This window comes from Nostoc sp., assembly GCF_036917515.1.
Classification (GTDB): domain Bacteria; phylum Cyanobacteriota; class Cyanobacteriia; order Cyanobacteriales; family Nostocaceae; genus Nostoc.
In genome coordinates this window covers 1-26,220 of record NZ_JBALDE010000159.1, presented here as the reverse complement: position 1 = coordinate 26,220, position 26,220 = coordinate 1, and the positions used below count along the sequence as shown (strand labels likewise).

The window sequence follows — 26,220 nt, the reverse complement described above, 5'->3', positions numbered from 1 at the left end:
TCGCTGACTCAACACTCCTGAACAAACTTCTCCGAAACCTTCAGTTTTTTAGCTTTACCTTTATGCAAAAAAGTAAGGCTCACAGTGCCAAGAAAAGCTAATAAGCTGAAAGTAGAAGTAGATTCAGGAACAGACTTGGAATTCTCAATTTTGATAACTTGTCCTTGTCCTGGACCATCGCCTCGGTTTGTCACATAAATAGCATCATCAGCACCAATAGTTAAAGCAGTAGGAGACTCTAATCCACTGCCACTAAGAATAGTTGTGCGAGTCCCATCCCTGGCTATTTTAATTACAGAACCATCTAGATTACCTTTCCAGAGTGACTGATTAGCGTATTGCAAAGCATATAAATTACCCTGACTATCAAAATCTAAGTCAGTAAGTTGGGTAAAACCATCAGTATAAATTGTTGGTTTACCATCAGCACCAACTCGGTAGATTTTTGCTTCACCTTCTGGAAAAGGAAAACCAGTTAATTGACTAATATAATAAGCGCCATCTGGGCCTTTGACGATATTTGTAGGTACTGCTTGGATTTCAAATGGCGATGACGATGCACCAGTGGGAAAAATTGGATTAGTTAATGTCTGCCGGGGAATTGTGGCGATCGCTTTCAAATTACTTCCATCAGTCCCTACACTGAGTAACTCATTGGCACCCGTATCAACTGCAACAATATTATTTCCATCTAAAAGAAGAGAGAAGGGATTACTAATTAGATCGCCTCCATCAGGATTATTTGCAAGTTCATAATTAGCTAAATCAGCAACACTAGTCCAGGAATTTGTATTGAAATTAGCAGTAATGATTTTTCCTAAGTCAGTGTTACCTAATGTGGCCCGAAATGTGGGATCAGAAGCATACCCAACTGCAATATAAGGCTTGCCAGTAGCATCAAATTTGATATCATGAGGCCCAGCAGTATCAGTACCATCTGGTAATGCTAAAGAAGGAAGTCCTGTAAGTACACGTTCTTGCGTACCATTTGCAATTTTTGTCACAGCACCAGTTGTGCCATAACATAAAGATTGACCTGCGGCACTCGGTGAAGGAACACAAGCTCCACTTCCGCCTGTTCCTGCTTCTGTGACGTAGAGACTTCCATCAGGAGCAAAAGCTAGACCCCGTGGACTATTAAGATCGTTGGCAATTACTGAAAATGATGCTGCTTCTGCTGCTTTTATTCCTGAAAAAGTAGCAATACAAACACTCAAAAATGTAATTCCAAATTGTTTTAGTTTCATTAGACCCGTCCTAAAATTAAATTTGCATAAATAAAGATAGAGAAGTTTGATAATTTTTTAATTAGTTAATATTTATACCAATCTTCTCAAATCGGGCAACAGATTCAAACCTAAAAATTTGTCGTTGGGATAAGGCAGGAGGCACAGGAGAAGGTTATAGCCTCGTTTATCTTTGTTTATATAATTTAGTTTTATGATGCCAACTTACTTAGATGAAATCTGAATTTGTTAATTTCGAGTTGTATCATACCATTTTCCAAAATTTTTGCAACATAATGAATTATCTGTAGTGGTGTACAAATGTACGCCTATAGCAACAAAATTCAACATTTTTTATCTAGGTGGGATATCTCAACTGTTGAATTACACAGATATTGCAGGACTACAAGGCGATCGCAGTTTACATTAATACATAAAGTTGTAGATCAGAAATTGCTGTGGGATCGCATAATTAGACATACCTTGTTTCGGAGCAATCAGAAATGCTTTCCTTCCCCACAACCCTGACTCCTTTGCCCGAAATCATTGATGGCTTGCCGAATATTTCTGGTTGGGAAACAGAGGTTCTCTCTGTAGTTAACCACGATCAAGCAGTATTTTTACCAACCACGAATATCCGCTTAGAAGACGTAAATGCTGTGTTTGCGATCGCCTTACACATGCACCAGCCAACTATACCAGCTGGGAATGGCGGTACACTGATCAGCAATCTGCAATATATGTTTGAACATCCCCATGAAGGAGATAACCACAATGCAGATCCCTTTGCCTATTGTTACAGCCGCATGGGTGACATGATCCCCGAACTTGTAAATCAAGGTTGCAATCCGCGTGTGATGTTGGATTACTCTGGTAATCTTCTGTGGGGACTGCGGCAAATGGGACGCGGTGATGTTCTGGATAATCTTAAACGTATCACTTGCGACCCAACCTACCAACCTTATGTAGAGTGGCTGGGTACGATGTGGAGTCATGCAGTTATTCCTTCCACACCCATAGCAGATATTAAATTACAGATAGTTGCATGGCAACATCACTTTGCGGCAATTTTTGGTTGGGAAGCACTAGCGCGAGTCAAAGGATTTTCGCCCCCAGAAATGCACCTACCAAATCACCCAGATGCTCTTTTTGAATTTGTGAAAGCCCTGAAAGAATGTGGATATCGCTGGTTACTTGTTCAAGAACATTCTGTAGAAACTCTTACTGGTCAATCTCTTACTCATAAACATTTACCACATCGTCTGATTGCCCGGAATTCTCAAGGTGAAACAATTAGCATCACAGCTTTAATTAAAACCCAAGGTTCCGATACGAAATTAGTTGGTCAGATGCAGCCTTATTACGAAGCAAAAACATTATCTAAACAACAAATTGGCAGTGTATTTGTACCACCAATAGTTAGCCAAATTGGCGATGGCGAAAATGGCGGCGTGATGATGAATGAATTTCCTAGCGCTTTTAAACAAGCTTGGTGGGATATGGTAAATAATGGGGGAGGAAAATCAGGTGTAGTTGGGATGTGTGGTACAGAATATTTAGAATTAATCGAAGCTGCTGGATGTAAAATTGAAGATTATCCAACTTGTCAGCCAGTTGGACAACATCAAATTTGGGAGCGAGTTTCACCAGATAATATTCAACCGCAAGCTGTAGAGAATGCTATTCAAGAATTAAAGCAAACAAACTCTAATTTTCATCTGGATGGAGCTTCGTGGACAAATCATATCAGTTGGATAAAAGGATATGAAAATGTGTTGTCTCCTATGTATCAATTAAGCAGTTTATTTCATCAAAAGATTGATCCATTACTGCAAACTAACTCAGCAGAACCGATTACTAGACAATCTCAATATCGTAACGTTCTTCTATATAATCTTTTGTTGCAAACTAGTTGTTTTCGTTATTGGGGACAAGGTTCTTGGACTGACTATGCACGGGAAATTTACCAAAGTGGCGAAAGTTTGCTAAAAACGATATTTTAATAATAAAGAACTTAGGTGAGAGAATGAAACAGCCCTACTTTTTTAAAAGTGGGGCTAAGGTATATTGCAGGGGAAAATATCACTAAATTAAGTATATTGTTTTCTAAATAGGCAATATAAATGAAAAATCTTTATGAGACTTTAGAAATGATGAGACCAAGACCACAAATGTTTTTAGGACAGCGTTCCTTAACTGCATTAAGTGGCTTTATTGGTGGCTATTTTTTTGCTATGGAGGAAAATGGGATCTTAATTGAAGAAGAGAATCCTCCCTTTAGCCAGTTCCACGACTGGGTAGCTCGATATTATAAATGGTACGAATCAACAGCAGGATGGAAAAATATTATTCTCCGAGAAGTTGGAGACGAAGCAAAGGCATGTGATGTATTCTTTGAACTCCTTGAATTATTCAAGCAAAGGTTTCCTGTACTCAAGTATCGTGTTTTCTTAAATCCAAACCATAAATCTACTGGAGCTATATATCGACGTATATCTATAGATGGAATATACAAAGATTTAGATCCACCTAAAGAAATTAGAATTGTGCAATATACAACAGATTTTGGCTTTTACCGTTTCGATGTATCCCAAACCGGAGAAATTACAGAAATTGGCTATTTTGAGACAGAAAAGTTAGCTATGGAAGAAGTTAATAGAGAGTTTGAAGTTTCTTTAGATGAGTGGGAAAACTTAAATACTATCTAAGTATCTTAAACTTATAAAAGAATAACTTCAACACGATTTCATACTGATTTTACCTCGTTACTAGTCTCCAACTGGGAATGCCCGTCGTTGGGACTGCCGCCTCTTAGTGAATCTGAATTCTGTTTCGATAAAAAGTCAGGTGAATTGAAATTTAGTTCAAGTAAGTGGGAAGTCTAAATGTAGGTTGCTGGGTATTGAGATCCCAATTGGATAATCTACCTGGTCTTTAAACTTACAATGAGGTAGTTGTGTTTCGAGTTGTTGTTGGTCATAGTGACGATCCTGATTCTCAAAATGCGATCGCTGAAGTTCTTCAAGAATGTAGCCGCTCCCTTGCTGGAGCAATTCCTCAAGCTGGACTTTTATTCACTGCTATAGACTTTGACCATGCGTTAATTTTGCAACGCATCCAAGATACTTTCCCCGGAATTGAGTTGATTGGTGGAACTACAAATGGAGAAATCTCCTCAATTCTGGAGTTTCAGCAAGATTCTCTAACTTTAATGCTGTTTGCTAGTGATGAAGTCGAAATTCACTCAGGTATTGGACGAGGAGCATCCAAAAATCCAGCCCTTGCAGCCCAAGAAGCGATCGCCCAAGCAAAGGCAAAGAGTGCCTCCTTGCCACAATTGTGCCTCACCTTTCCTGATAGCCTGACGAGCAATGGGGTCTTGATTTTAGATGGTTTAAAACAATGCTTGGGAGAGGATGTTCCGATCATTGGGGGTATGGCTGCCGATGACTATACCTTTGATAAAACCTACCAATTCTTTCAGGGTGAAGTCTTAAGTGATTCAGTGCCAGTGCTGCTGTTCTCTGGACAACTACTATTTTCCCACGGAGTTGCTAGTGGTTGGACTCCTATCAGTCAACGTAGCCGTGTAACTAAAGTTAATGGCAACGTAGTCTATGAAATTGATGGACAGCGTGCCTTAGATTTCTATCAGCACTATCTTGGTGAAGAACGATTTGCCGCCAACTTTGCGATTCATGCTCTGGCGGTTTTTGACGATCAAGACCATTTTTATATGCGGGCACCCAATGGTTACGATCAACAATCTGGTAGCGTTACCTTCTTCTCTGATATTCCGGAACAGGCAGTTGTGCAAATTACCGATGCAACTCGTGACAATATTCTGTCAGCTTCTGAGGCATCCCTAAAAAATGCTCTTGCGAATTATCCCGGTGTGGAGCCAACAGCAGCGTTACTTATTTCCTGTGCAGCTCGGCGGCGAATTCTAGGAACTCTGGCAAGACTTGAGTATCAGCTTGTGAAAACTCATTTACCAGAGGCTTTGCCTTGCTGTGGTTTCTACGCTTATGGTGAAATTGCTCCTTTGATGAGCAAAGGTCAAACGCAATTTCATAATAAAACGTTTGTCACACTACTAATGGGAACAAAATAAGTAGTGTATGGATAACCAAGACTATTCCATACAGATTCAAGAGTTGGAAAAGAAAAACCGTATCTTGCAAAAAAAGCTAGAACGCTGCGAAGCTGAACGCCATCAGCTAGAAACTGACATTGGTACAAAGGAATTTTTATTGAAGAAAGTCATTTGTGAGTTAGAAGACTCTCGCACAAACTTGCAGCACAGAAGCCAAGAATTAGAAAATACGTTAGATAGCTTGTATAAAATGCAAGCTCAAATGATTCAAAGCGAAAAGATGTCTGCCCTGGGTCAAATGGTGGCAGGCATTGCTCATGAAATCAACAATCCTGTTAGCTTTATTTACGGAAACCTCAGCCATATAAAGCAATATACCTATGATTTACTACGACTGGTCGAGCTTTATCACCGTTACTTCCCCAACCCACCTGCTGAAATTCAAACCGAAAGCGAAACCATCGATTTAGACTTTCTAAAAAAAGATGCGATTATGGTATTGGACTCAATGAATATTGGGACGGAGCGTATCCGAAATATTGTACTGTCACTACGTAACTTCTCGCGCCTAGATGAAAGTGAGTTCAAAGCAGTAGATATTCATGAAGGCATCGACAATACTTTGATGATTTTGCAGCACCGCATCAAAGCCACTGACAAAAGTCCAGAGATTCAGATTATCAAAGACTACGGCAATTTATCCAATGTAGAATGCTACGCTGGACAGCTAAACCAGGTATTTATGAATATTCTAGTAAATGCTGTCGATGCCCTTGAAGAACTTAATACCAAACGAACTTATCAAGAAATCCGGGATCATCCCAGTTGGATCGCGATTCGTACCTCTGTCGTTGATTCGGAATGGGTAAAAATTGCGATCGCAGACAATGGCTCTGGGATTCCCGAATCGATTCAAAAACAGATTTTCGATCCCTTCTTCACAACCAAACCTGTTGGTAAGGGAACAGGAATGGGAATGGCTATCAGCTATCAAATCATCACCAAAAAACATGGCGGCAAGTTAGAATTTTTTTCCACGCCTGGAAAGGGAACGGAGTTTGTGGTTCAAATTCCTATCCAGCAGAAATTTTGTTTAATAATCTAACGCAACGTTATCGTACGTTCAAGGGTTTAAGACCCCAACCATACATGCAGCATATTTTGAGTCAGGGTTTAGAGGATGTTTGAAAAGTTGTATTCTCGGTATAAAAAATTTTAAGTGCCCCATAAATCCCCTTTATAAAGGGAGACTTTGATTCCGGTTCCCACCATTTTAAAGGGGTTAGGGGGGATCTAAAAGTGCCTAAAATCACAGTGAAATACTTTTCAAACAACCTCTTAAATCCCCAACTCAAAATGCCTTGAATTTTTAATTTTAAATTTTGAATTTTGAATTGTTAACATGGGTATTCTGAATTCTGAATAAATCAAACTAAAGGTAATAAAATTTCAAATTTTGTACCTATACCAATCTGTGAATGAAAATTTAATTTTCCGCCATGTTTGACGGTGATAATTCGGTAACTTACTGCTAAACTAGTATTTTTTCCATTCTTTGCTTCCAGAGAAAAAGACTCCATAATTTGCTGTTGCAATTCTTGAGATATTCCCAGACCATTGTCAGCAATGCGAATTAAGATCCATCGAGAATCTGGTGCATCTGGGCTGCTTGCTTCTTGCGAAATAACTTCTGTGGTAATCTCAATTCGAGATTTTTGAACAGTCTTTGTCTCTTCTAAATGTAACTGCTGCCGCACTCCTTCATTGAGTAAAGTATCCACAACTTCGCTTAAAATATTCATCAAAACCTGGTTTAATTGCCCCATGAAACAATAAACCGGAGGTAATTGACCATAATATTTAACAATTTCAATTTCTCCTTGAAGACGGCTATTAATTAGTAAAATAATACTATCTATACAGGCGTGTAAATCTACTGGCTTGGGATAAAGTTCATCAATATGACAGAAGTTTTGCAAGCTAGTAACGAGTTTTTTTAATCTTTCTGCTCCCGTGCGAATACTAGCAAGCGATCGCGACAAATCTTGTTCTAAAAAATCAAATTCAATTTCTTCTTTAATCTGATTAATTGCCGGAGAAACTGATGATAACTCTTGTTCGTAAGCCGCTATGAGTTTGAGTAAATCTTGACTGTAGTTTGAAACATAAGTTATATTACCCCAAATAAAACCCACTGGGTCTAAAATTTCGTGGGCTACGCCGTCTACTAAACGTCCCAAATTTGCCATTTTATCATTTTGAATCATTTGAGCTTGACTGCGTTCATAACGGATCAAATTGTCGATCCCTCGAATTTGCCAAGAAATAATATTTAATTCTTGGACATCTAACAATCTATAAGCACCAGATTCCGTTTGTACAACAATTGGTTCTGCCAATAATTCAGGCGATCGCTTTAAGCTAAGTTGCATTGTTATTAAAATCGATGTTGTATCAGCAACCAGCAACATCGGTGTCCGCACGTAGCTGTAGAGAACAGCTAATGGTTGCTGAACAAACAACTCTTGTCCAAATGGACGAATCAAAAATTCCAGTAGTCGCCGCCGCGAAATCATCCCAATGAACTGTCCCTGTTCTACCAAAATTACTCCTGGTAATAGGGGGTATTTTTCCAAAAAACTAGCCACTTCCATCCCGGTGTGGCTGATTTCCACCGAGAAGTTATACATTGGTAGTTCTTCGAGGGTTGAATCTAAACCAAGATCGCGATCGCTACCCTCAGACAAAAATGGCGGTGAGATTTGGCAACTAAATTCTTCTGGCACTAGACACCCTGATTTTTTCAAAGACAGGTAAAGATTAACAATTCAAAATTCAAAATTCACACATTCAAGACATTTTGAGTCAGGGATTTAAACACCGACTCAAAATATGCTACGTGTAAACGCAGCGCAAAGTCTGAGCGGAGGTTTCCTCCGTTGGCACAGCCCGCCGTAGGCATCAGAACTTTGTAAGAGAGGGGTCTTAAACCCTTGAATGTACGATAAGTTAATATTTTACATTCTGCCACCCTTAAAATCCGGTTTTAGTTTAGGTATCTAATAAAACTAGTGGTCTATCAAACTAAAAATCTTTCTCAGGCGACTGCAAGTAATTAGCGTGCAATTTATAATCTGGGTGGAGAATATTGAGAAAGCGATCGCAAGCTAAACTAAAAATAACCTTTACCAAGAGTGCAAAGGTAGCGTTATGACCTCTGTAACCAATCCACCCGACGCTCTGACTCCTTTCCCCGCATCATACCCAGCTTCCTGAGTCCGATGGTACGTTTGTGTTCGCGGAGCGTGCTGAAGGCAAAAATTGGCAAGAGCATCCCCACAGCATCTTACTAACTGACTCTATTACACCCATCCTCAAGCAATTAAATCCTGAAGGTGAATACTGTATAGGGCAGGATTTAGGTATTTATTGGCGCTTGACCGATCCTCCTGAAAAAGGTGCAGAAGCACCAGATTGGTTTTATGTACCGAATGTACCGTTTTTGCTCAATGGACAAACGCGACATTCTTATGTGTTGTGGCGAGAATTTATTGCCCCATTGATTGTCTTAGAATTTGTCTCTGGAGACGGTAGTGAAGAACGGGATAAAACTCCTTGGAAGGGGAAATTTTGGATTTATGAGCAGGTGATTCGTCCTCCCTTCTATGGGATTTATGGGCGAGTAAAGCCAGTCTAGAAGTTTATCATCTGATTGAAGGACAGTATCAGATTTTACCAGCAAATGAACGAGGACATTATCCTATAGTTTCTTTGGGTGTTGAATTAGGTTTATGGCAGGGAGAATATCAGAATGTGGAATTACCCTGGCTTGGTGGGATTTACAAGGTAATTTGTTGTTGAATGGCGATGAAAGAGCAGAACAACAATCCCAAAGAGCTGATGGTTTAGCTACCCAATTGCGCTCGCTTGGCGTTGAATCAAAAACCTAATACCGTACTACAAATTACGAATTACGAATTAAAAAAGGGCTGGTGTAAAAGAGTCATCTGTGGCTTAATTTGTTTAGACACAAATTTTTACTGCTACCAGGGTAATCACGATGACAAATAGACCTCCTTCCGAACCGGAGTCATCTCAAAAAACTGCCCTTGGCTTTGATGAATTTATAGCCATTCTGGTTGCCTTCGCCACTATCGGAGCGATTCTTTTTTGGTCATTGTCTCGCAGGGATTCTAGTTGGAACTTAAACGGGCTGCTGTTGCCTTCCTCCACTCCGTCTCCTAGTGTTCAACCAAATCAAGTATTGCCCTCTCCTACTGCCAAGGTAAAACCTTATACAGTCCCCAACAACGTTTTGCCCTCTTTTCCACCTGAAGCTGTTGTTGAACCCACGACACGTTCATTCCCAACTAACAGCGCAACTCCTTACCGCTCAGTGTTACCATCTATTCTGGTAATTCCAACTCAATCCCCACAACCACAAACACCTGTATCCTCTCCAACAGAACTTGAGTCATCAATTAAATCATCAGCGTTGCCTTTAGTAACTCCGGCAAAACCAAAATCAATCATTCCACCGCCAATTGCATTTAACGATGTACCCAATAACTTTTGGAGTCGGCGTTTTATAGACGTTCTTTCTGCCCGTGGGATTCTCAAAGGGTTTCCTGATTACTCTTTTAGACCAAATCAGCCTGTAAACCGTGCTGAATTTGCTGCTATCCTGCAAAAAGCCTTTGAGCAAGAACCGTCTAAGACTGCGATCGCATTTCAAGATGTACCAACAAAATTCTGGGCAACTCCAGCAATTGACCAAGCCATCAGTGCGGGATTTCTCAAAGGCTACCCGAAAAAAACCTTCAAACCACAACAAAATATTTCACGAGTGCAAGTTTTAGTTGCCCTTGTCAGTGGGTTGAATTTGAAAGCACCCACTTCCCCAAATCAGATTATCAGTGTCTATAAAGATGCTAAAGATATTCCACCTTATGCTATCGGCAAAATCGCTGCTGCTACAACCAATGGCTTAGTAGTTAACTATCCAAATCCCCAAGTCCTCGATCCCAATAAAGTGGCTAGTCGGGCACAAGTGGCGGCGATGATTCATCAAGCTTTAGTAAAACGGGGCAAATTGGAGGCAATTACATCTCCTAATATAGTGCGTAGGCATAGCCCGCCGCAGGCATCGCCCAAAATATCTTCAGAATTTTTGCAGACTCCAAAACCGAACCCAAAGGGTAAATTGCCCACCAGAGGTTCGTCTCAACAATAATTACTAATTCGTAATTCAACCAAGGATTCAGAAGGAGCGAATTCTATACGAAGTATTAATCAACTTTGTAGGGAATTTTGAGAGAAGTCTGAACGCCGACTCCGGCGTTCAGACTTCGGTGATTTGGAATTAGAGCGTACTTTTACACAAGAGAAAGCTACGCGTAGCGTTTGGTAGAGAAGCGATAATTAGATATTAAGCTTCTGGAATTTGTTTACCAACAACTTGTGATTTAAGAGTGGTGATTTCACTAGTTAACTCTTTCCTGGTTGAGGCTTTGAGTAAATAGCGGTAAACAAACCAGGCAGAGTAACCAATACCGATCAACTCAAAAGTAGGTGCTACCAAGGGGATATCATTCAAAGCATCTAATATTGCCAAGAGTACTTTAACCCCAACAATTGATCCTACAATTAAACCAACTGTTACCAAAGGTTGCTTATATTGATTAAAGAAGCTTCCCAGATATTCTGGTAATGTTGCTAAAAAGGTAGAAATTTGCTCTCCGTATTTTAGCCATTCGTCTTGAGACTGTGCAGGAGGCTGAAGTTTGGTGATGGTTCCCGTTTGAGTGTTGATCTCTGCCACTGTAGTATCTTTGGATGCGGTTTCAGTAAATTCTTGTTCTGGCATTTTCACTCCTATAAATTTGACAGTTGAGTTTTTCTAATCTGGATAATTACAACCAAAGGGTTGTTGATTCGTTAATACATTTGTGCATCAGTTCAATTAGGTGAAGGACACAAAAGGGTTTTAGTGTCCTATAACCATAATTGACCCGTACTATATACTGCATCAACTACAAGGTAGACAGTCAGTAGGAGGATAAAACTCAGATAGCAGCAGGATGTATTATAATCAACTTCCTGAGTTCTATTTTTGGAATCAACTGGAATCCTCAGGTTGTGATTATCCCATTCCATGTCATTTGCTCATAATCGTACTAAATATTAAGTACAAATCATGCAAAAATCAGTCTACCTCTAATTTATATAAGCCTAGAAGCCGATTTTATCTAATATTAAAGCTATCTTAAGCTGCGGTCGTCAATTAAGGCATTCGTATTGATTTTAATACGTAATAAAAATTTTTGTGTATTAACATAGACTAGACTTTTAACCTGTTTTATGATATGTACGCCTGGAATGAGGGAGAAATAATCAATGCCCAATATCTAATGACGCCACTTGCTCCACTTGGGGAGACCCCTTGGCGCTAGCCTCTCCCTTTGGGAGAAGACCGCAGTGGCTCCCCTATGCCCCATGCCCCATCCCCAACAAGTATCAAACCTTTTGTTTTTTTCCTGATTGTATTAATTTTATAGAGAAGCAGTAAGGTAGAGTAGTGGCGTCGGTGATTGCAAGAACTCATTGCTTGCTATCAATCGCATATTTAGGAAAGGAGTGTGGTAAGGAGAAGAGGCTCTCAGACGGGTCTTTAGTGCAGGAAACTATATCGTTGATCTTAAAAAAAGTGAATTTCTATTAGACTTAGTAATTATACTTATAAAAGTGTTATAAAATTTACTTGTATAATTTAAGGTGATGCTAATTATTTAGCAAGCAATGATTTGCTCTTGCGATAAAAGAAGATAATGTAGATGTTAATGACTAAATTAAAGTATTTTGAGAATCTAGACTAATTTGATTATTTTTGCGAGAAGGCAAGGAGGTTTGAGAAATGCCTTCCTCAAAAGCCAACCCCTATCTACAGCAGTTCAGAAAGCAAAAAAGTGTCAGCCGAAGAGCCATCGACAGACGAACTCCCAACTATAGAATTTCCTTCACGAGGAAAACTCAAAGCTAGTTCTTGGCGTATCCATCAAAAAATTGGCTATGGGTACTTTGTAGCTATCGGAATTGGCTTTTTTGGCTCACTAACTGGGTTAGTGATTGCTAATTACTACCGGGGAAGGGAAGTTAGACAATTCAATCAGGCTTATGAACAAGGACAACTACTGAGTAATTATAAAGATGCAGTAGTAGGGGCGCAATTACATAGTTCTAACCTAGTTGCTGTATTAGAAAATTCACAACAACTGCAAAGCAAAAAAGCTGATTTTCTGAAGAATGTTGAAAAAGCCAAGGAACTAGAATCTAAAATTGGCGGATTTCTTGATAGTAAACCTATAAGACTAGCAGCAACAAGTTCGACTTTACAGACTTTATTACTGGATTATAAAACTAATTTAAAAGCTTACGTTGATCAAATCGAGGTCGTCTTAAAAAAAATTGACTCCCAAAAAGTGCAGCCTCAGCAGATTTCCTCTGCCCGATCCCAGTTATTAACAATTATGCGTGGTGAAACAGCCATGCGGCTAGACCAGCTTTCTCAAAGCTTGACTAACATCCTGCAAACTGCCCAAGAGCAAGAGCAAGAAAGGCAAAAAGCCGTTGAGCAGACGAGAATAGTTGAGCGATTCATCGTGATCGTGAGTATGCTAGTTTCGGTAGCGTTCGCAGCTATTGTAGCTTGGCGTACCAGTCGGGCGATCGCTGAACCAGTGATCACTGTCACCCAAGTAGCTGAACAAGTTGCAAGGAAACATAATTTCGACTTGCGAGCGCCCGTCACTACTGAAGATGAAATTGGTCTACTCGCCAAATCTCTAAATCGTCTGATTGAGCGAGTATCTGAGCGAACAAAAGAACTACAACAAGCCAAAGAATTAGCCGAGGCTGCGAGCAAGGCAAAAAGCGTATTTTTGGCCAATGTCAGCCACGAATTACGCACACCATTAAATGCTGTCATTGGTTTAAGCCAATTACTAGAAGATGACGCTGCTGATCTTGGTTTATCGGCAGACTTTATCACAGACTTAGAAACAATTAACGCTGCTGGTAAGCATCTACTGCACTTAATTAACGAAATCCTCGACTTGTCAAAAATTGAAGCGGGGAAAATGACTCTTTATCCTGAGACATTCGAGATTGCGACGCTGATTCATAATGTTGTCCTCACAGTCAAACCAGCTATAGAAAAAAATGCCAATGTTTTAGAAGTCAATTTTGATGAGCAACTTGGCACCATGTACGCCGATCAAACTAGAATGCGGCAGGTATTATTAAACTTACTTAGCAACGCTAGTAAATTTACTACAAACGGCAAGGTGACGCTGACAGTCAAAATAGAAAAGGATGAATTCCGACTGGAGGCTCCTTTGGGCAGCATTATTTTCACCGTTACCGACACAGGTATAGGTATGTCTTACCGTCAACAGCAACAGTTATTTCAACCTTTTACACAAGGTGATACCTCGACTACGAAAAAGTATGGAGGTACGGGATTGGGGTTGGCAATTAGCCGTCACTTTTGCCAAATGATGGGTGGTGAAATTATTGTCAAAAGTCAGCCAGGAATTGGCTCTACTTTCACCATTCGTCTACCAATGACTGTGCAGGATTGAATTGGGCATTGGGCATCAAGAAGAGACAAGGTAGACAAGAAAGAGGTGGGAGACAAGAAGAGAAGTCTGAGCGCCGGCTTCCGGCGCTCAGAACTTCGGGGAGAGACTTGTTCAATAATTCTCCCTTGTCTCCTTGTCTTCCCTACCCCCCTGCACCTGGAGCCCCTCTGCTCCCCTGCTCCCTCTCATCTGGGAATCCTCTACAAAATTAAGTAATAATAGTCACCCTACCTGTATCTAAATCGTAACGACCCCCGACAATTTTCAATTTGCCTGACTCCACCTGCTCAGTTAAAAGCTTTGATTGCTTCAACCGTTCAATTTGATATTGCACATTTGCCACCACAGCATTTTCAACTGCATCACCCGGCTGATCCTTGACTTTTTTTACGGCTGGCTTAATTGCCTTCACAAAAGTACTAATATCACCAAGCAACGATTGGTTTTGGACAGCAGCGGTTACAGCCCCGCAACGCTCATGACCCATCACCATCAGTAGCGGAGAACCTAACAAGACAACCGCATATTCAATACTGCCGATCGCTTCATGTGTAGCAATATTTCCGGCAATCCGAACATCAAAAATGTCCCCAATGCCTTGATCAAAAACAATTTCTGCGGGTACTCGTGAATCCGCACAACTAAGAATAGTTGCAAATGGATGTTGAGCTTGAGCAACTTCCTGCAACCGCAGTTCAGATTGATCGGGGTATTGAGGATGATGCTGAATAAATCGCTGATTTCCCTCTATCAGCTTTTGTAAGGCTGCATCAGGACTGAGGGATTCAGGGGAAGTTGAGGGTATTTCGGCAGCTTTAGCCTGTTCAACCCGCCAGAGTAAATCGCTGGCAGATAACATCATCCCAAATGCCCCGGTCATTCCTAACTTCAAAAAGTCACGACGTTCCATGAAATGCTTCATTGAATTTATCACTCTCTTACATCGACGCAACACATCTGACAGAGCGAATTTCCATCACATCGGAAACGTAGCAAGTACCTCCGAACTTATTAAGGAGTGGTTTGATATTTTCGACCACCGGCTTGAGTTGTTCTGGCATACAAAACGCGAGAATGTAAACATTATCAAGCATGGTCATGTCTAAATCTTCTGTTGTTCCTCGTAATCCTTTACCAGCAACATTTCGGATTATGGCATGGTTATGTACACCCGACTTGTCTAAATTATCTAAAATTTTGGCAAGCTCAAAGGAGTTGGCGATAATTTCTATCTTTTTAACTACGTGCATAATATTACCTCCAAAACAGGTTAATTCCGTATAGATATAACGGAATTCCCACAATAATATTGAACGGAAATGTGACAGCTAGGGCAGTAGAAACATATAAGCTGGGATTTGCTTCTGGTACAGTCATCCGCATCGCCGCTGGGACAGCAATGTAAGAAGCACTGGCACACAATACAGCGAACAACAGTGAATCTCCACGAGGCATACTGATGAATTTGGCAATCACTAACCCAATGCTTGCATTGAGTATTGGAATTAGTATGGCAAATAAAATCAGGAAAACTCCGGTTTTTTGCAAGTCTTTAATTCTTCTAGCAGCGACCAATCCCATGTCCAGTAAGAAGAAAGTGAGAACACCATAAAACAACCCTTGAGTAAAGGGTTCTAATACATGCCAACCGTGTTCTCCTGTCAAGACACCTATTAATAGACTACCGACTAGGAGAAAAACTGAACTATTAAGAAATGCTTCTTGCAAAACTTCTGGCCACGAAAAGTCCCGCTTGCCATCGCTGGTGAATATATTCACCAAAATTAGACCAACTATAATAGCTGGAGATTCCATCAGGGCAAGGGCTGCCACCATGTAACCATCAAAAGTAATGCCAAGCTCAGTTAAAAAAGCGCTAGCCGTGATGAAGGTAACGGCACTGATAGAACCGTAGGTGGCTGCGATCGCAGCCGCATCGTAAGTATCCAATTTCAACTTTAAAATAAAAAAGGTGTAAATTGGAACAACACAAGCCATCATCATCGCTGCCGCGAGTGTTAGAACTACTTCCTGAGTTATACCGCTTTTAATTAGTTCTACCCCTCCTTTAAAACCAATGGCAAACAGCAGATACAACGAAAAGAGTTTGGGCATTGGTGCGGGAATTTCTAGATCGGACTTGACAAAAACAGCAGTCATGCCTAAAAAGAAAAACAGGACTGGCGGATTTAAAATGTTGGATACAATTAAGCTAACATCCATATCCACCTCTCCTTGTATTGGTTAAACCTGAAATTAAAGAAATTTTTCATCTTTAAAAATTTAACGGTTGAATCATGATGTATCGTGTATTGCTACCCTATGTCAATTGGGTACGCAAGGAGTGAATAGTCTTATTGGTGACAATAGTCTCGGCGAGATATTACACCGTTTTTCACTTCAATAAACTACGGGCTAGGGAACATTACGGTGTCCCTACGAAAATCCGTAGTTAAATTAACTGAAAATACCTGTGAAGCTCTGTTAACAACAGAACAAATGAGAGCTTGCCCAGTATTTTTATGATGTTTGATTCCCCGTCGCTGATTTTACGACAGAACGCGCAGGAATAACTCGTGGCGAATCTATATACGTAGAAAAATTAACGTATTGTTAGGGCAATTGATGAATTGCCACTATTACACAAATCTTGTCTAAATCCCAGTATTTTTTGATTTCCAACAGTACATCAAAAAGGGCAATCCAGGCAGCAGTGTCTACAAAAACTTTCGTCAAGGTTATGATTCTCGCTTTGCGATTCTATAAAGATAATGGTTATGCTGGTGTGCCAAGTCACCAATATCTGTATCTACTGTCTCAGTTTATGCCAATCTAAGTCTTCTGGCGTTGCTGGTTCAGGTGTAGGTTTTCTTCGACAAAAACGATTATAACTGACTACCCCTCATACCCCTGAGTTGGTTCGTTAGGGTGAACCACACCGTTTTGGAATGTGCCTTTGACTGACAGCATAATAAATCATGATAGAGTACCATTCTGGTTAAGAATATTGCCACACAATGTTTATTAACCAAGTTTCGTTAGGATATTGTAACCTGGGCAATAGCAACTCTCTATTGATGTAACGCTAGGCATAGGCATAGCCCGTCGGAGACATCGCTTTTTCACATCCATGACAACAACCATCGACTTTCTCAGTCACCTTAACCCCAGCCAACGTCAAGCTGTCGAACATTACTGCGGCCCGTTGCTAGTTGTTGCTGGCGCAGGTTCCGGTAAAACACGAGCGCTGACTTATCGTATTGCCAATCTGATTCTCAAACACCGTGTCGATCCAGAAAATATCCTGGCGGTTACTTTTACCAATAAAGCCGCACGGGAGATGAAAGAACGGATTCAACGGCTGTTTGCAGAACAATTGGCAATGAAAGAATACGGTCAACGATTGGATTTGTTGACAGAATACCAACAAACGCAATTGCGATCGCAAGTTTATAAAGATACGATCAAAGACTTATGGTGTGGCACTTTCCACAGTCTATTTTCTCGTATTCTCCGCTTTGATATTGAAAAATATGTAGACGAAAAAGGACGGCGTTGGAATCGCAATTTCTCTATCTTTGATGAATCAGATGTAATCAGTCTAATTAAAGAAATCGTTAATAAAGAGCTAAATTTAGACGATAAGAAGTTTGACGCCCGCTCTGTCCGCTACGCTATTAGTAATGCGAAAAACCAAGGTTTATCGCCCCAAGAATTTGAGCGAGATCAACCTAATTATCGCGGACGAATAATTGCCCAAGTTTACAATTTATATCAAGATAAATTAGCACAAAATAACGCTCTGGACTTTGACGATCTAATCCTTGTACCTACAAGATTATTTCAACAAAACGAGCAAGTATTGGGTTACTGGCATCGCAAGTTTCGTCATATACTTGTAGATGAGTATCAGGATACTAACCGCACTCAGTATCAACTGATTAATTTATTAGTTACTAATGGCGAAACCAAAAAGAGCGAATGGGAATGGAAAAATCGCTCAGTTTTTGTTGTCGGCGATGCAGACCAATCAATTTACAGCTTTCGGATGGCAGATTTCACCATCTTGCTAGGATTTCAGGAAGACTTTGGCGATGGTTTGGTAGATGATGACACCCGGACGATGGTTAAGCTAGAAGAAAACTATCGTTCTTGTGAAAACATTCTCCAAGCGGCTAATGAACTAATTGAAAATAACACCCAACGGATTGATAAAATCCTAAAGGCGACACGGGGGACGGGCGAACAGATTACTTATCATAAAGCCGATGAAGAACTTGCAGAAGCGGCATTTGCAATTAATCAAATTAGTACTTTAAAAAACCAAAATCCAGAGTTGGACTGGGGTAGTTTTGCCATACTTTATCGAACGAATGCCCAATCTCGCCCCTTTGAAGAATTGTTGGTGAAATATCAAATTCCTTACACAGTTGTGGGAGGAATGAGATTTTACGATCGCAAAGAAATTAAAGATGTCATCGCTTATTTAAGAGCGATCGCTAACCCAGCTGATACAGTCAGTCTATTGCGAGTTATCAATACTCCTCGCCGGGGAGTTGGCAAAACCACTATTGATGCTTTGGTGAACGCCTCCCAACAACTAGGGACAACCCTGTGGGAAATACTCAGCGACGAAACATCAGTTAATACATTAGCTGGACGCGCCACAAAAGCTGTAAATAGCTTTGCCGCAATGATTAGCCGTTGGCAAGGGCAAATCGACACGCTTCCTGTGACTGAGGTTTTGCAAGGAATACTAGAAGATTCTGGTTACGTTCAAGACTTGATGAATCAAGGCACAGATGAAGCCACAGATCGGGTACAAAACGTTCAGGAACTTTACAACGCCGCGCTGCAATTTCAAGAAGAAAACGAAGAGGTTTCCCTGCGAGACTTTCTCAATAGTGCTGCCCTTAGTTCCGATTTAGATAATTTAAAAGAAGGGCAAACAGCCGTTTCTTTGATGACTTTGCACGCTTCCAAAGGTTTGGAATTTCCCGTAGTATTTTTGGTGGGATTAGAACAAGGACTATTTCCCGGCTTTCGTTCCCTAAGCGATCCCGCATCTTTGGAAGAAGAACGCCGCTTGTGTTATGTGGGAATTACTCGCGCTCAAGAAAGGTTGTATTTATCACACGCGCGTGAACGCCGTTTGTATGGTTCTCGTGAACCTGCTGTGCGATCGCAATTTCTCGACGAATTACCAGAAGAATTATTAACTACTCAACGCCTGAGTCGTCAAAGTTATACTAAAAGTGCCTCTACTCCCAATGGAAAACAAGATACAAAGCAGAATTGGCAAGTAGGCGATCAAGTATTACATAAAACTTTTGGTCTTGGTGAAATCACTCATGTCTTCGGAACGGGTAGTAAGATGTCTGTAGCTATTAAATTTGCTAGCTTAGGACAAAAAATTATTGACCCCAGAGTAGCGCAGTTGCAACGAGTAGAGTGATATAGTCGCAGATACACGACTTCTCAAAAAAGTCAGGTGTCTTGTTTTTTATATTTCAATTTCTTCAAAATGTTCAACAGTAGGAAATGGCTCATAAAAATGATGTAAAAGTTTTTTCCACTCTTGAAAGTCAGCAGAATTTCTAAATCCAACAGTATGAGATTCTAAAGTTTGCCATCTGACAAGTAATAAGTATTTACCTTTGACTTCTATACATTTATGCAATTCATGGGATAAATATCCGTCCATTGAAGAAATAATTTTAGAAGCTTTTTTAAAAGTAGCTTCAAAATCTGATTCTAGACCAGGTTTGACATGAAGAATAACTGCCTCAAGAATCATAAACGTTTTGCGGTGAGTATTAATGTAATATTATTTAGTATAAAGTAAATGCGATGTCTACGAGGGGCTACGCTATTTTACTGAATCAAAAATAATTCTTGAGTAAATAGCTAATTGCGGCACAAAACGGAGTATGTTGTCCATCAACATCCAGTTTTTCATAACCTTCAGTTAAGAGTTTTATTTCTATTTCAGTCAAACCTTCAGTAGCCAGCAATGCAGCATCAATTGCTACTCTACGCATCTTTTGCAGTTTGTCAATATCAAGTGCAAGCTTCTTAATTGTTGTTTCAGCAACAGCTTTTTTGCCTGGATTATCTGTCGGTTGAATTTCACCAGAAGCAGAATATTTAAAAAAATCAGCACAGTTTATTTACAAAGGTGAAACCATCAAATTTTCTAGGTTTACTTACATTGAACTCCAGTGTCAAATCACCGATTCTACGGAAGGATTGCATTTTCAAGCGCTTGACTTTCATAATAATTACGCTGATTTTAGTTGAATAATACCTTTATCAAAAACGCGATTATCAGTAGCGATCGCACTTATTTCTATTCTATCTTTATACACTTCATAAGAGGCAAAACTTAAATCACTAGTAGAATATCCTGTCCACTCGGAACGTCCTACAGGACGATTCCCTGCACCTGCACCACAAATTAAGTAAGTTGTATCATCAATAGCACGAGTACGTTCATAACTATGTTCGTGACCATTGATGTAAAGTTGAACGCCGTACTTTTGAAACAGAGGAGTAAAAGTTTTAATAAAATCTGGATTACTCCCATACTGACCCGATGAATAAATCGGATGATGGCCAAACACTACTTTCCAAGGAGCATTACTCAGACTTAATTCTTTTTCTAACCAACTTAGCTGGTTTTTCCAATCAGCATTGTTGTTAGTATCTAAAGCGAAAAATTGCACAGTCCCACGGCGAAATGTATAATAACGTCCCTTCATATTAAAGCCAGCATACTTGACTTGTGGATTGCCATTGGCGGTACGAATATCGTGATTACCTAAACAAGCCTGAAATTTCACACCTTGCTTCAGTAAACCTTGATAGGGACGCTCAAAAACTGCATTAATTTTCTCAATTTCGCCGTTATTGTAAATGTTGTCTCCAGCTAAAACGACTAAATCATAAGGATTTTTCTGATGATATGCATTCATCGCTCTAGCCACAGCATACTGTCCTTTAGCCCCAGTTCCCGTATCTGCTACAGACACAAAACGTAATAACAAGTCTTTTTTGGCTAGGTTGGCGGCTATAGCTGTTGTTGAATCGCTAATATCAGCACTTTGATGATTTTGATAAGCAAACATCCAGCTTAAAAATCCTGTGCTAATGGCGCTGATGCTACTTAAAAATACAAATTGACGGCGTTTTAGTTTCATAAGTCACCAAATTTAATAAATAGTCATAGCGGAAACAATGAGCAATGAAGTGATACATTAAGGCAAAAGAAGGCAGCACCAGTAATAATGTACGTTGTTTGTCTTTGATTCGCTGCTTTTGGTGAAAGTTCCATGTCACAAGACAATCAGTCAAAACCGACGGATGAGCAGATAACTCAACCTCCCCAAAAACCTTACCAGAGAGTTCAGCCATTTTGGAAGGCTAAAATTATCCAACTTCTTCAAGGGACGATTGGGGTTTTAGAAGTAACGGTGGAAAAACTGGAGACAGTACCCCCACCTGGTACTGAGGAAAAACCTGGTTTGTTTCAGCAGCTTCAATTGTGGTGGGGTGGATTGTTAAGGACAATCCGCTTATTTTTACCATCAAATTTGTCAACAAAGTTATCAGATACAGCTTTGACGGGAATTGTTACTGGAATTGCTGTAATTCTCCTTTGGACAACTACAACTATCTTTACTAGTAAACCTACGGAAGTAGCAACTGTTCCTCCGGTTGAAGAGGTTCCGATACCAACACCAACGGTAACTACTCCACCGGAGTCAGTTGCACCAGAACCACAACCACCACAGCCACCAGAGGAAATTACACCGCCGCCAGAAGTACAAACTACCCCACCGACGCCGGAACCAGAACCGGAACCAATTCCTACGCCAACGCCAATCCCAACACCAACGCCGACACCAGTCATAGAATTAACACCCGAACAAGCTTTGATTGCAGCTATTGAAAATCAGGTAGTCGAAGTTAGCGATCGCATTGCCTCTGGTCTGATAAAGTCAATTCAAGCCAACTTCCGTACAAGTAACTTGACTGTCAAAATTAGTGATGATTGGTACACTCTCAATCAATCTGAGCAAGACAAACTAGCTGCAAAGATATTACAACGCTCTCAAGAACTTGATTTTACTCATTTAGAAATTATCGATTCCCAAAATAGTCTGATAGCTCGTAACCCGGTTGTTGGGACTGAGATAGTAATTTTTAAACGGCAAACAACAAGTTAAAATAATTCGTAATTTTTAATTTAGACGTTTAACTTTAAGTATTTATGTTAGACAACGTTTCGCTATTGCTTAAAGCTTGTGAAAGCTTAAACATCAGCTATGAAATCCTTCATCCATCTGAAAACTTAATCAAAATAAAATTAAATAGTAAACAGCATTATTTTTGTAATTATAGCACTCCGTTACTTAATCAAGCAGTAGCACACCTTATCAAAGACAAAGAATACACTTATCATGTTTTAAACAAAAAAGTTAACCTTCCTCGGACAGTAGGTTTTCTTTCACCTTTTTGTGACACCCAATATAAGATTTACTTAAAATTTCCAACTATTCAAGATATCGTATTAGAAATAAAAGAAAATTTTGAAACACCAGTGATTGTTAAAAGAAATTCTGGTGCAGGCGGACATAATGTCTTTTTATGTGAGAATCTAAATGAAATTGAAACTGCTTTAAAAGAAATTTTTACTATTAATAATAAGTATGATTACGTCGCTCTTGCTCAAGAATTTATTTACATCAAATCTGAATATAGAGCGGTTTTCTTAAATAAAGAGTTAGTTTTGCTTTATGAAAAAGATATAACTGATGCCAAATTTGTCGGTAATCTTAGTCCTCTACACTGGGATGGTGCAAAAGCCAAATATATCAATGATCCACAAATACTATCAGAGATTGCTAATTTTGCTCAACCAGTTTTTCAAGAGTTAGACCTTGATTATGGTGGTTTTGATATTGTATTGGATCGAGATAATCAATATTGGTTAATTGAAATCAACTCTCATCCAAATTTTAGCCTTTTTATTAGAGACAATGGAGAGGAGCAGGTGTTGAAACTTTTTGAAAAAATGCTAATTAGCCTAACCTCAAATTGAAGAAACAGAGCAGGGGACAATTTTTGATTTTGGATTGAAGAAAAAATCTAAAATTGAATAACTGCTAACTCACCACTCTCACTGCCTGAGTTGGTATCCATACAGTAAAAATCGAGCCAATACTTACAGTTGATTCTACTTCAATTCGACCCCGATGGAGTTCTACAAGTTGTTTAGTTAAAGCTAGTCCTAGCCCTGTGCCTGCGTAGCGGCGGCGATAAGGTGTATCGAGTTGGTGAAATTTCTCAAACAGTAATGGTAATTGTTCTTCAGGAATGCCAATTCCGGTATCTTCTACTTGAAAAATAGCAGTATTATCTTCCACCCAAAGACGTAAGGTAACACTGCCACTTTCAGGGGTGAATTTAATCGCATTAGTTAACAGATTCAAAAGAATTTGTTCTACTCGTTCGGCATCGGCGGTAAAGCGATCGCACCTGGGATTGATTTGCAAATCAAGTATAAGATTAATTTGTTCGCTTGTTGCTTTTTTTTGCAGTGACTTGATAGCATTTTCAGCAACATTCACTAAAGAAAATTCCGAAATGTTTAAAGCTGTCTTCCCAGCCTCGATTTGTGATAAATCGAGGATGTCATTAATCATTTCTAATAAATGTTCTCCACTATCGTGGATTGTTTGCAAATAACCTCGTTGTCGTTGACTCAATTCACCCAAAGGCCAGCGTAATAACGTTGAAGACATCCCAATCACATAAGTTAAAGGCGTGAGTAATTCATGACTGATAGTAGCGAGAAATTCACTTTTGATCCGGCTAGCAGCTTCGGCGGCTAAAAGAGCATCACGTAGAGCCATTGTCCGCTCAATAACTCGTTGTTCGAGAGTTTGTTTTTCTTGGGTGAGGGTTTGCATTAACTCAGCTTGGTGAATAGCGATCGCTAATTGTTCTGCGATCGCAACCAGCAAGTTTTTTTCGCTATCATTCCACTGGTGCGGGCGATCGCACTGATGAGCAATCAGCAATCCCCACAGTTTGTCCTCAAACATAATCGGTGCAGCCAACTTAGCCCTAACTTGGCATTCCCTTAAAAAATTCAACAAACACTCTTCCAAAGCATAAGTTTTTTCGACATCATCCACAGCTAAAGTAAAGCCTTGGCGATACTTCTCCCAACACTGAGAGGTGCGGATAAAGCAAATTTTTTCCGTGTAATTCAACACCGATGTAATAGCATCTGTAGCACGAGCTTCATGGACAATATAACCTCCATTCTTTTGGTAGTCTTTTAGTAGAGGTTGATTATTGACTGATACAAAAGGCGAGTGTTTACCGTTATTCTCATGTATAGAAAAATAGATTTCAGTAGATTCCCTAACTGATAGTTCCATATCTGTTGGTAGTGCCATTTCATTCAGGGAAATAGTGTCAGAATCGAATTGTTGAGCCTTAATTTGGGAACCTGCAAATTTATAGATTACTAATCTGTCTAATTCTAGAAACTCACGTACCTGAGTAATTGCCGTTGCCATAATCACGGGTAAATCCAGGCTTTTGCGGATCTGCGTTGTTACCTGATTTAATAGCCGCTCTTGAGAAATCTGTTTTTTTAAGGCATCTTCCACTGGTTGACAGATATAAACTGCCGGGCCAATTGGGCTTGGATCTGCTATTATTTCTTGGTTTGGCTGAGTTAGGAGATATTCCAATAACAACAGCGAGAATTGACTTTGGAGCGTAGCATCATTCGGTCTAATAATTTGCCGATAGCGTTCGAGATTTTGGTAAGTATAAGAATCGCACTCAAACAAGTCTCTTAATTGATAGATAAAAGAAGCGATCGCCTCAAAATTAAACGTCAACTGAGCATTGAGTGCTGAGTGCTGAGTGCTAAGTGCTGAGTGAATTTCTTGCTCCCCTCTCCCCCCTATCCCCAGAGGGGGCCCCGAGTCCCCCCTGCTCCCCTGCTCCTCCTCAAAGTTTCCTACCAAGAGCGCACTAAACTGCTCGGAAACCACTAGCGTAAACCTTTGCCTTTGCCACTCTACAGGTGTAAAAATCCGCACCAGCACAGCTTCAGTCACTACTATAGCGGCACTTTCCACCGTTTGAGCCATCTGTTCTAACAACTCCCCAAGCTGATTAAATACAACAATAGGCAAGGTTCGAGAAAAGCTCAAATCAGGAGAACTAAGCATTTTCAGTCATTTTAGTAAAAAGGGGCTGAATCCAGGGAAAAAAGTTTGTTTTGATTATCTATAGGACTTACGCAAAAATTGCTAAAAAGCTTAATTTATCGAACCGCCAAGACGCCAAGAGCGCTGAGAATTCGTAGAGTGTGCGTAAGTTCTAATCTACTAACCAACAATTTTAAAACGGTAAGACAGGATTATGCATCGTACAAGTAGCACATCGGGTGGATGGAATCAGTCAGAGGGTTTAATTTTTCTAGAACAAACTCCAGCGCCTTTCGTGTTGATTACGGCTGCTGATACAGATATCCAAACCCTAGCAGCTGCGGTGGCAAAATTACCTGCAAACTTTCCTGCACTAAGAGTCGCCAACCTGTTGCAGTTACAGCAACAATTAAGTATAGATACTTATGGAGAGCAAGTTTTAGAACTTGCCCAAGTAATTATTTTGCGCCTATTAGGAGGACGCTCTTATTGGGGTTATGGCTTAGAAGTAGTGCAAGAAATTGTGCAACGTAATGGTAGAACCCTTATTGTAATGCCAGGGGATGACGCTTTTGATCCCGATTTAATTTCCCAGTCTACCGTGCCCTTGGGTGTTGTTAACCAGGTATGGCAGTATTTTAGCGAAGGTGGCGTAGAAAATTTCGTTAATGCTTTGCAATTTATCTCCGATAGTTGCTTATTAACTGCATATAATCCCCCGCCACCGCGGCCAATTGGGCGTGTGGGATTGTATGAGTGGGGAGTGAAGGGGCAGGGGAGCAGGGGGGACTCGGGGCCCCCTCTGGGGATAGGGGGGAGAGGGGAGCAGGGGGGACTCAAGGCCCCCTCTGGGGATAGGGGGGAGAGGGGAGCAGAGGGGCAGGGGAGCAGAGGGGTAGAACTCCGTTCATCCACCTCAGAACTCCCTTCATCCACCTTTGAACTGGATGAATCCACCTCAGATACTCGTTCATCCACCTTTGAACTGGATGAATCCACCTCAGATACTCGTTCATCCACCT

The 26,220-nt window shown here is 40.3% G+C and carries 21 protein-coding genes and 2 pseudogenes; 12 read left to right on the top strand and 11 right to left on the bottom strand.

Features of this window, described 5'->3' with window-relative positions:
* Positions 1-8: 8 nt before the first annotated feature.
* Positions 9-1,247, bottom strand: coding sequence for a ScyD/ScyE family protein (locus V7K89_RS20730; protein ID WP_335190410.1), 1,239 nt, complete (start codon positions 1,245-1,247; stop codon positions 9-11).
* Between the two features lie 265 nt (positions 1,248-1,512).
* Here V7K89_RS20730 and V7K89_RS20725 point away from each other — a divergent pair, with 265 nt between their 5' ends.
* The 5 genes from V7K89_RS20725 to V7K89_RS20705 all read left to right on the top strand — a co-directional run bounded on the left by V7K89_RS20725 (position 1,513) and on the right by V7K89_RS20705 (position 6,427).
* Positions 1,513-1,656, top strand: a complete 144-nt coding sequence (locus tag V7K89_RS20725) for a hypothetical protein (protein WP_335190408.1) — start codon at positions 1,513-1,515, stop codon at positions 1,654-1,656.
* Between the two features lie 73 nt (positions 1,657-1,729).
* Positions 1,730-3,229 (top strand): glycosyl hydrolase family 57, encoded by a 1,500-nt coding sequence (locus tag V7K89_RS20720; protein ID WP_335190405.1) that lies wholly within the window; start codon positions 1,730-1,732, stop codon positions 3,227-3,229.
* A 120-nt stretch (positions 3,230-3,349) separates the two neighbouring features.
* Entirely contained in the window at positions 3,350-3,934 is a 585-nt protein-coding gene (locus V7K89_RS20715; protein WP_335190403.1) for a hypothetical protein, read from the top strand.
* A gap of 248 nt (positions 3,935-4,182) precedes the next feature.
* Positions 4,183-5,340 carry an FIST signal transduction protein gene (locus V7K89_RS20710; protein ID WP_335190401.1) on the top strand — a complete coding sequence of 386 codons (1,158 nt, stop codon included), beginning with the start codon at positions 4,183-4,185 and terminating at the stop codon, positions 5,338-5,340.
* A gap of 7 nt (positions 5,341-5,347) precedes the next feature.
* Positions 5,348-6,427, top strand: a complete 1,080-nt coding sequence (locus tag V7K89_RS20705; protein WP_335190398.1) for a sensor histidine kinase — start codon at positions 5,348-5,350, stop codon at positions 6,425-6,427.
* Positions 6,428-6,749: 322 nt separating this feature from the next.
* On the opposite strand, the gene V7K89_RS20700 is transcribed toward V7K89_RS20705, so the two are convergent.
* Positions 6,750-8,108, bottom strand: coding sequence for a sensor histidine kinase (locus tag V7K89_RS20700; protein ID WP_335190395.1), 1,359 nt, complete (start codon positions 8,106-8,108; stop codon positions 6,750-6,752).
* A 424-nt stretch (positions 8,109-8,532) separates the two neighbouring features.
* Between V7K89_RS20700 and V7K89_RS20695 the strand changes: the two are divergent.
* Positions 8,533-9,272: pseudogene (locus V7K89_RS20695) on the top strand (Uma2 family endonuclease).
* A 110-nt stretch (positions 9,273-9,382) separates the two neighbouring features.
* A complete protein-coding gene (locus tag V7K89_RS20690; RefSeq protein WP_335190393.1) occupies positions 9,383-10,555 on the top strand; it encodes an S-layer homology domain-containing protein in 1,173 nt (390 codons plus the stop codon).
* Positions 10,556-10,750: 195 nt separating this feature from the next.
* On the opposite strand, the gene V7K89_RS20685 is transcribed toward V7K89_RS20690, so the two are convergent.
* On the bottom strand, positions 10,751-11,188 hold the full coding sequence (locus V7K89_RS20685) for a CAAD domain-containing protein (protein ID WP_335190391.1): 438 nt from the start codon (positions 11,186-11,188) through the stop codon (positions 10,751-10,753).
* A gap of 1,099 nt (positions 11,189-12,287) precedes the next feature.
* Between V7K89_RS20685 and V7K89_RS20680 the strand changes: the two genes are divergently transcribed.
* Complete coding sequence (locus V7K89_RS20680) at positions 12,288-13,961, top strand: sensor histidine kinase (RefSeq protein ID WP_335190389.1); 1,674 nt, start codon at positions 12,288-12,290, stop codon at positions 13,959-13,961.
* A 208-nt stretch (positions 13,962-14,169) separates the two neighbouring features.
* Here V7K89_RS20680 and V7K89_RS20675 read toward each other — a convergent pair whose 3' ends face one another.
* From V7K89_RS20675 to V7K89_RS20660, 4 genes are all read right to left on the bottom strand, one after another.
* The gene (locus tag V7K89_RS20675) at positions 14,170-14,871 is read right to left on the bottom strand and encodes a carbonic anhydrase (RefSeq protein ID WP_335190465.1); all 702 of its coding nucleotides are present in this window, start codon (positions 14,869-14,871) and stop codon (positions 14,170-14,172) included.
* A 28-nt stretch (positions 14,872-14,899) separates the two neighbouring features.
* Positions 14,900-15,211: a P-II family nitrogen regulator gene (locus tag V7K89_RS20670; protein ID WP_322666570.1), complete on the bottom strand. Its 312-nt coding sequence runs from the start codon at positions 15,209-15,211 to the stop codon at positions 14,900-14,902.
* 4 nt (positions 15,212-15,215) lie between these two features.
* A complete protein-coding gene (locus tag V7K89_RS20665; protein ID WP_335190387.1) occupies positions 15,216-16,184 on the bottom strand; it encodes a sodium-dependent bicarbonate transport family permease in 969 nt (322 codons plus the stop codon).
* A gap of 390 nt (positions 16,185-16,574) precedes the next feature.
* Positions 16,575-16,697 carry a hypothetical protein gene (locus V7K89_RS20660; protein ID WP_335190384.1) on the bottom strand — a complete coding sequence of 41 codons (123 nt, stop codon included), beginning with the start codon at positions 16,695-16,697 and terminating at the stop codon, positions 16,575-16,577.
* A gap of 394 nt (positions 16,698-17,091) precedes the next feature.
* Here V7K89_RS20660 and pcrA point away from each other — a divergent pair, with 394 nt between their 5' ends.
* Positions 17,092-19,416, top strand: coding sequence for a DNA helicase PcrA (gene pcrA, locus V7K89_RS20655; protein WP_335190382.1), 2,325 nt, complete (start codon positions 17,092-17,094; stop codon positions 19,414-19,416).
* Between the two features lie 48 nt (positions 19,417-19,464).
* On the opposite strand, the gene V7K89_RS20650 is transcribed toward pcrA, so the two are convergent.
* The 3 genes from V7K89_RS20650 to V7K89_RS20640 all read right to left on the bottom strand — a co-directional run bounded on the left by V7K89_RS20650 (position 19,465) and on the right by V7K89_RS20640 (position 21,160).
* Entirely contained in the window at positions 19,465-19,758 is a 294-nt protein-coding gene (locus V7K89_RS20650; RefSeq protein WP_335190380.1) for an antibiotic biosynthesis monooxygenase family protein, read from the bottom strand.
* Positions 19,759-19,843: 85 nt separating this feature from the next.
* Positions 19,844-20,002 (bottom strand): hypothetical protein, encoded by a 159-nt coding sequence (locus tag V7K89_RS20645; protein ID WP_335190378.1) that lies wholly within the window; start codon positions 20,000-20,002, stop codon positions 19,844-19,846.
* 240 nt (positions 20,003-20,242) lie between these two features.
* Entirely contained in the window at positions 20,243-21,160 is a 918-nt protein-coding gene (locus V7K89_RS20640; RefSeq protein WP_335190376.1) for a metallophosphoesterase family protein, read from the bottom strand.
* A 132-nt stretch (positions 21,161-21,292) separates the two neighbouring features.
* Here V7K89_RS20640 and V7K89_RS20635 point away from each other — a divergent pair, with 132 nt between their 5' ends.
* Both V7K89_RS20635 and V7K89_RS20630 read left to right on the top strand, forming a co-directional pair.
* A complete protein-coding gene (locus tag V7K89_RS20635) occupies positions 21,293-22,189 on the top strand; it encodes a hypothetical protein (protein WP_335190374.1) in 897 nt (298 codons plus the stop codon).
* 44 nt (positions 22,190-22,233) lie between these two features.
* Complete coding sequence (locus V7K89_RS20630; protein WP_335190372.1) at positions 22,234-23,064, top strand: ATP-grasp domain-containing protein; 831 nt, start codon at positions 22,234-22,236, stop codon at positions 23,062-23,064.
* A 64-nt stretch (positions 23,065-23,128) separates the two neighbouring features.
* Here V7K89_RS20630 and V7K89_RS20625 read toward each other — a convergent pair whose 3' ends face one another.
* Positions 23,129-25,219, bottom strand: a complete 2,091-nt coding sequence (locus tag V7K89_RS20625; RefSeq protein ID WP_335190370.1) for a GAF domain-containing sensor histidine kinase — start codon at positions 25,217-25,219, stop codon at positions 23,129-23,131.
* A 193-nt stretch (positions 25,220-25,412) separates the two neighbouring features.
* On the opposite strand from V7K89_RS20625, the pseudogene V7K89_RS20620 reads away from it, so the two are divergent.
* Positions 25,413-26,220, top strand: a pseudogene (locus V7K89_RS20620) (cobaltochelatase subunit CobN); the annotation flags it as partial.

Coding starts and splice junctions, on each gene's coding strand:
- V7K89_RS20665 (WP_335190387.1), bottom strand. CDS start 16,184: ATGGATGTTAGCTTAATTGTATCCAACATTTTAAATCCGCCAGTCCTG.
- V7K89_RS20705 (WP_335190398.1), top strand. CDS start 5,348: ATGGATAACCAAGACTATTCCATACAGATTCAAGAGTTGGAAAAGAAA.
- V7K89_RS20685 (WP_335190391.1), bottom strand. CDS start 11,188: ATGCCAGAACAAGAATTTACTGAAACCGCATCCAAAGATACTACAGTG.
- V7K89_RS20630 (WP_335190372.1), top strand. CDS start 22,234: ATGTTAGACAACGTTTCGCTATTGCTTAAAGCTTGTGAAAGCTTAAAC.
- V7K89_RS20730 (WP_335190410.1), bottom strand. CDS start 1,247: ATGAAACTAAAACAATTTGGAATTACATTTTTGAGTGTTTGTATTGCT.
- V7K89_RS20690 (WP_335190393.1), top strand. CDS start 9,383: ATGACAAATAGACCTCCTTCCGAACCGGAGTCATCTCAAAAAACTGCC.
- V7K89_RS20650 (WP_335190380.1), bottom strand. CDS start 19,758: ATGATTCTTGAGGCAGTTATTCTTCATGTCAAACCTGGTCTAGAATCA.
- pcrA (WP_335190382.1), top strand. CDS start 17,092: ATGACAACAACCATCGACTTTCTCAGTCACCTTAACCCCAGCCAACGT.
- V7K89_RS20640 (WP_335190376.1), bottom strand. CDS start 21,160: ATGAAACTAAAACGCCGTCAATTTGTATTTTTAAGTAGCATCAGCGCC.
- V7K89_RS20670 (WP_322666570.1), bottom strand. CDS start 15,211: ATGCACGTAGTTAAAAAGATAGAAATTATCGCCAACTCCTTTGAGCTT.
- V7K89_RS20635 (WP_335190374.1), top strand. CDS start 21,293: ATGTCACAAGACAATCAGTCAAAACCGACGGATGAGCAGATAACTCAA.
- V7K89_RS20675 (WP_335190465.1), bottom strand. CDS start 14,871: ATGGAACGTCGTGACTTTTTGAAGTTAGGAATGACCGGGGCATTTGGG.
- V7K89_RS20645 (WP_335190378.1), bottom strand. CDS start 20,002: ATGCGTAGAGTAGCAATTGATGCTGCATTGCTGGCTACTGAAGGTTTG.
- V7K89_RS20715 (WP_335190403.1), top strand. CDS start 3,350: ATGAAAAATCTTTATGAGACTTTAGAAATGATGAGACCAAGACCACAA.
- V7K89_RS20625 (WP_335190370.1), bottom strand. CDS start 25,219: ATGCTTAGTTCTCCTGATTTGAGCTTTTCTCGAACCTTGCCTATTGTT.
- V7K89_RS20720 (WP_335190405.1), top strand. CDS start 1,730: ATGCTTTCCTTCCCCACAACCCTGACTCCTTTGCCCGAAATCATTGAT.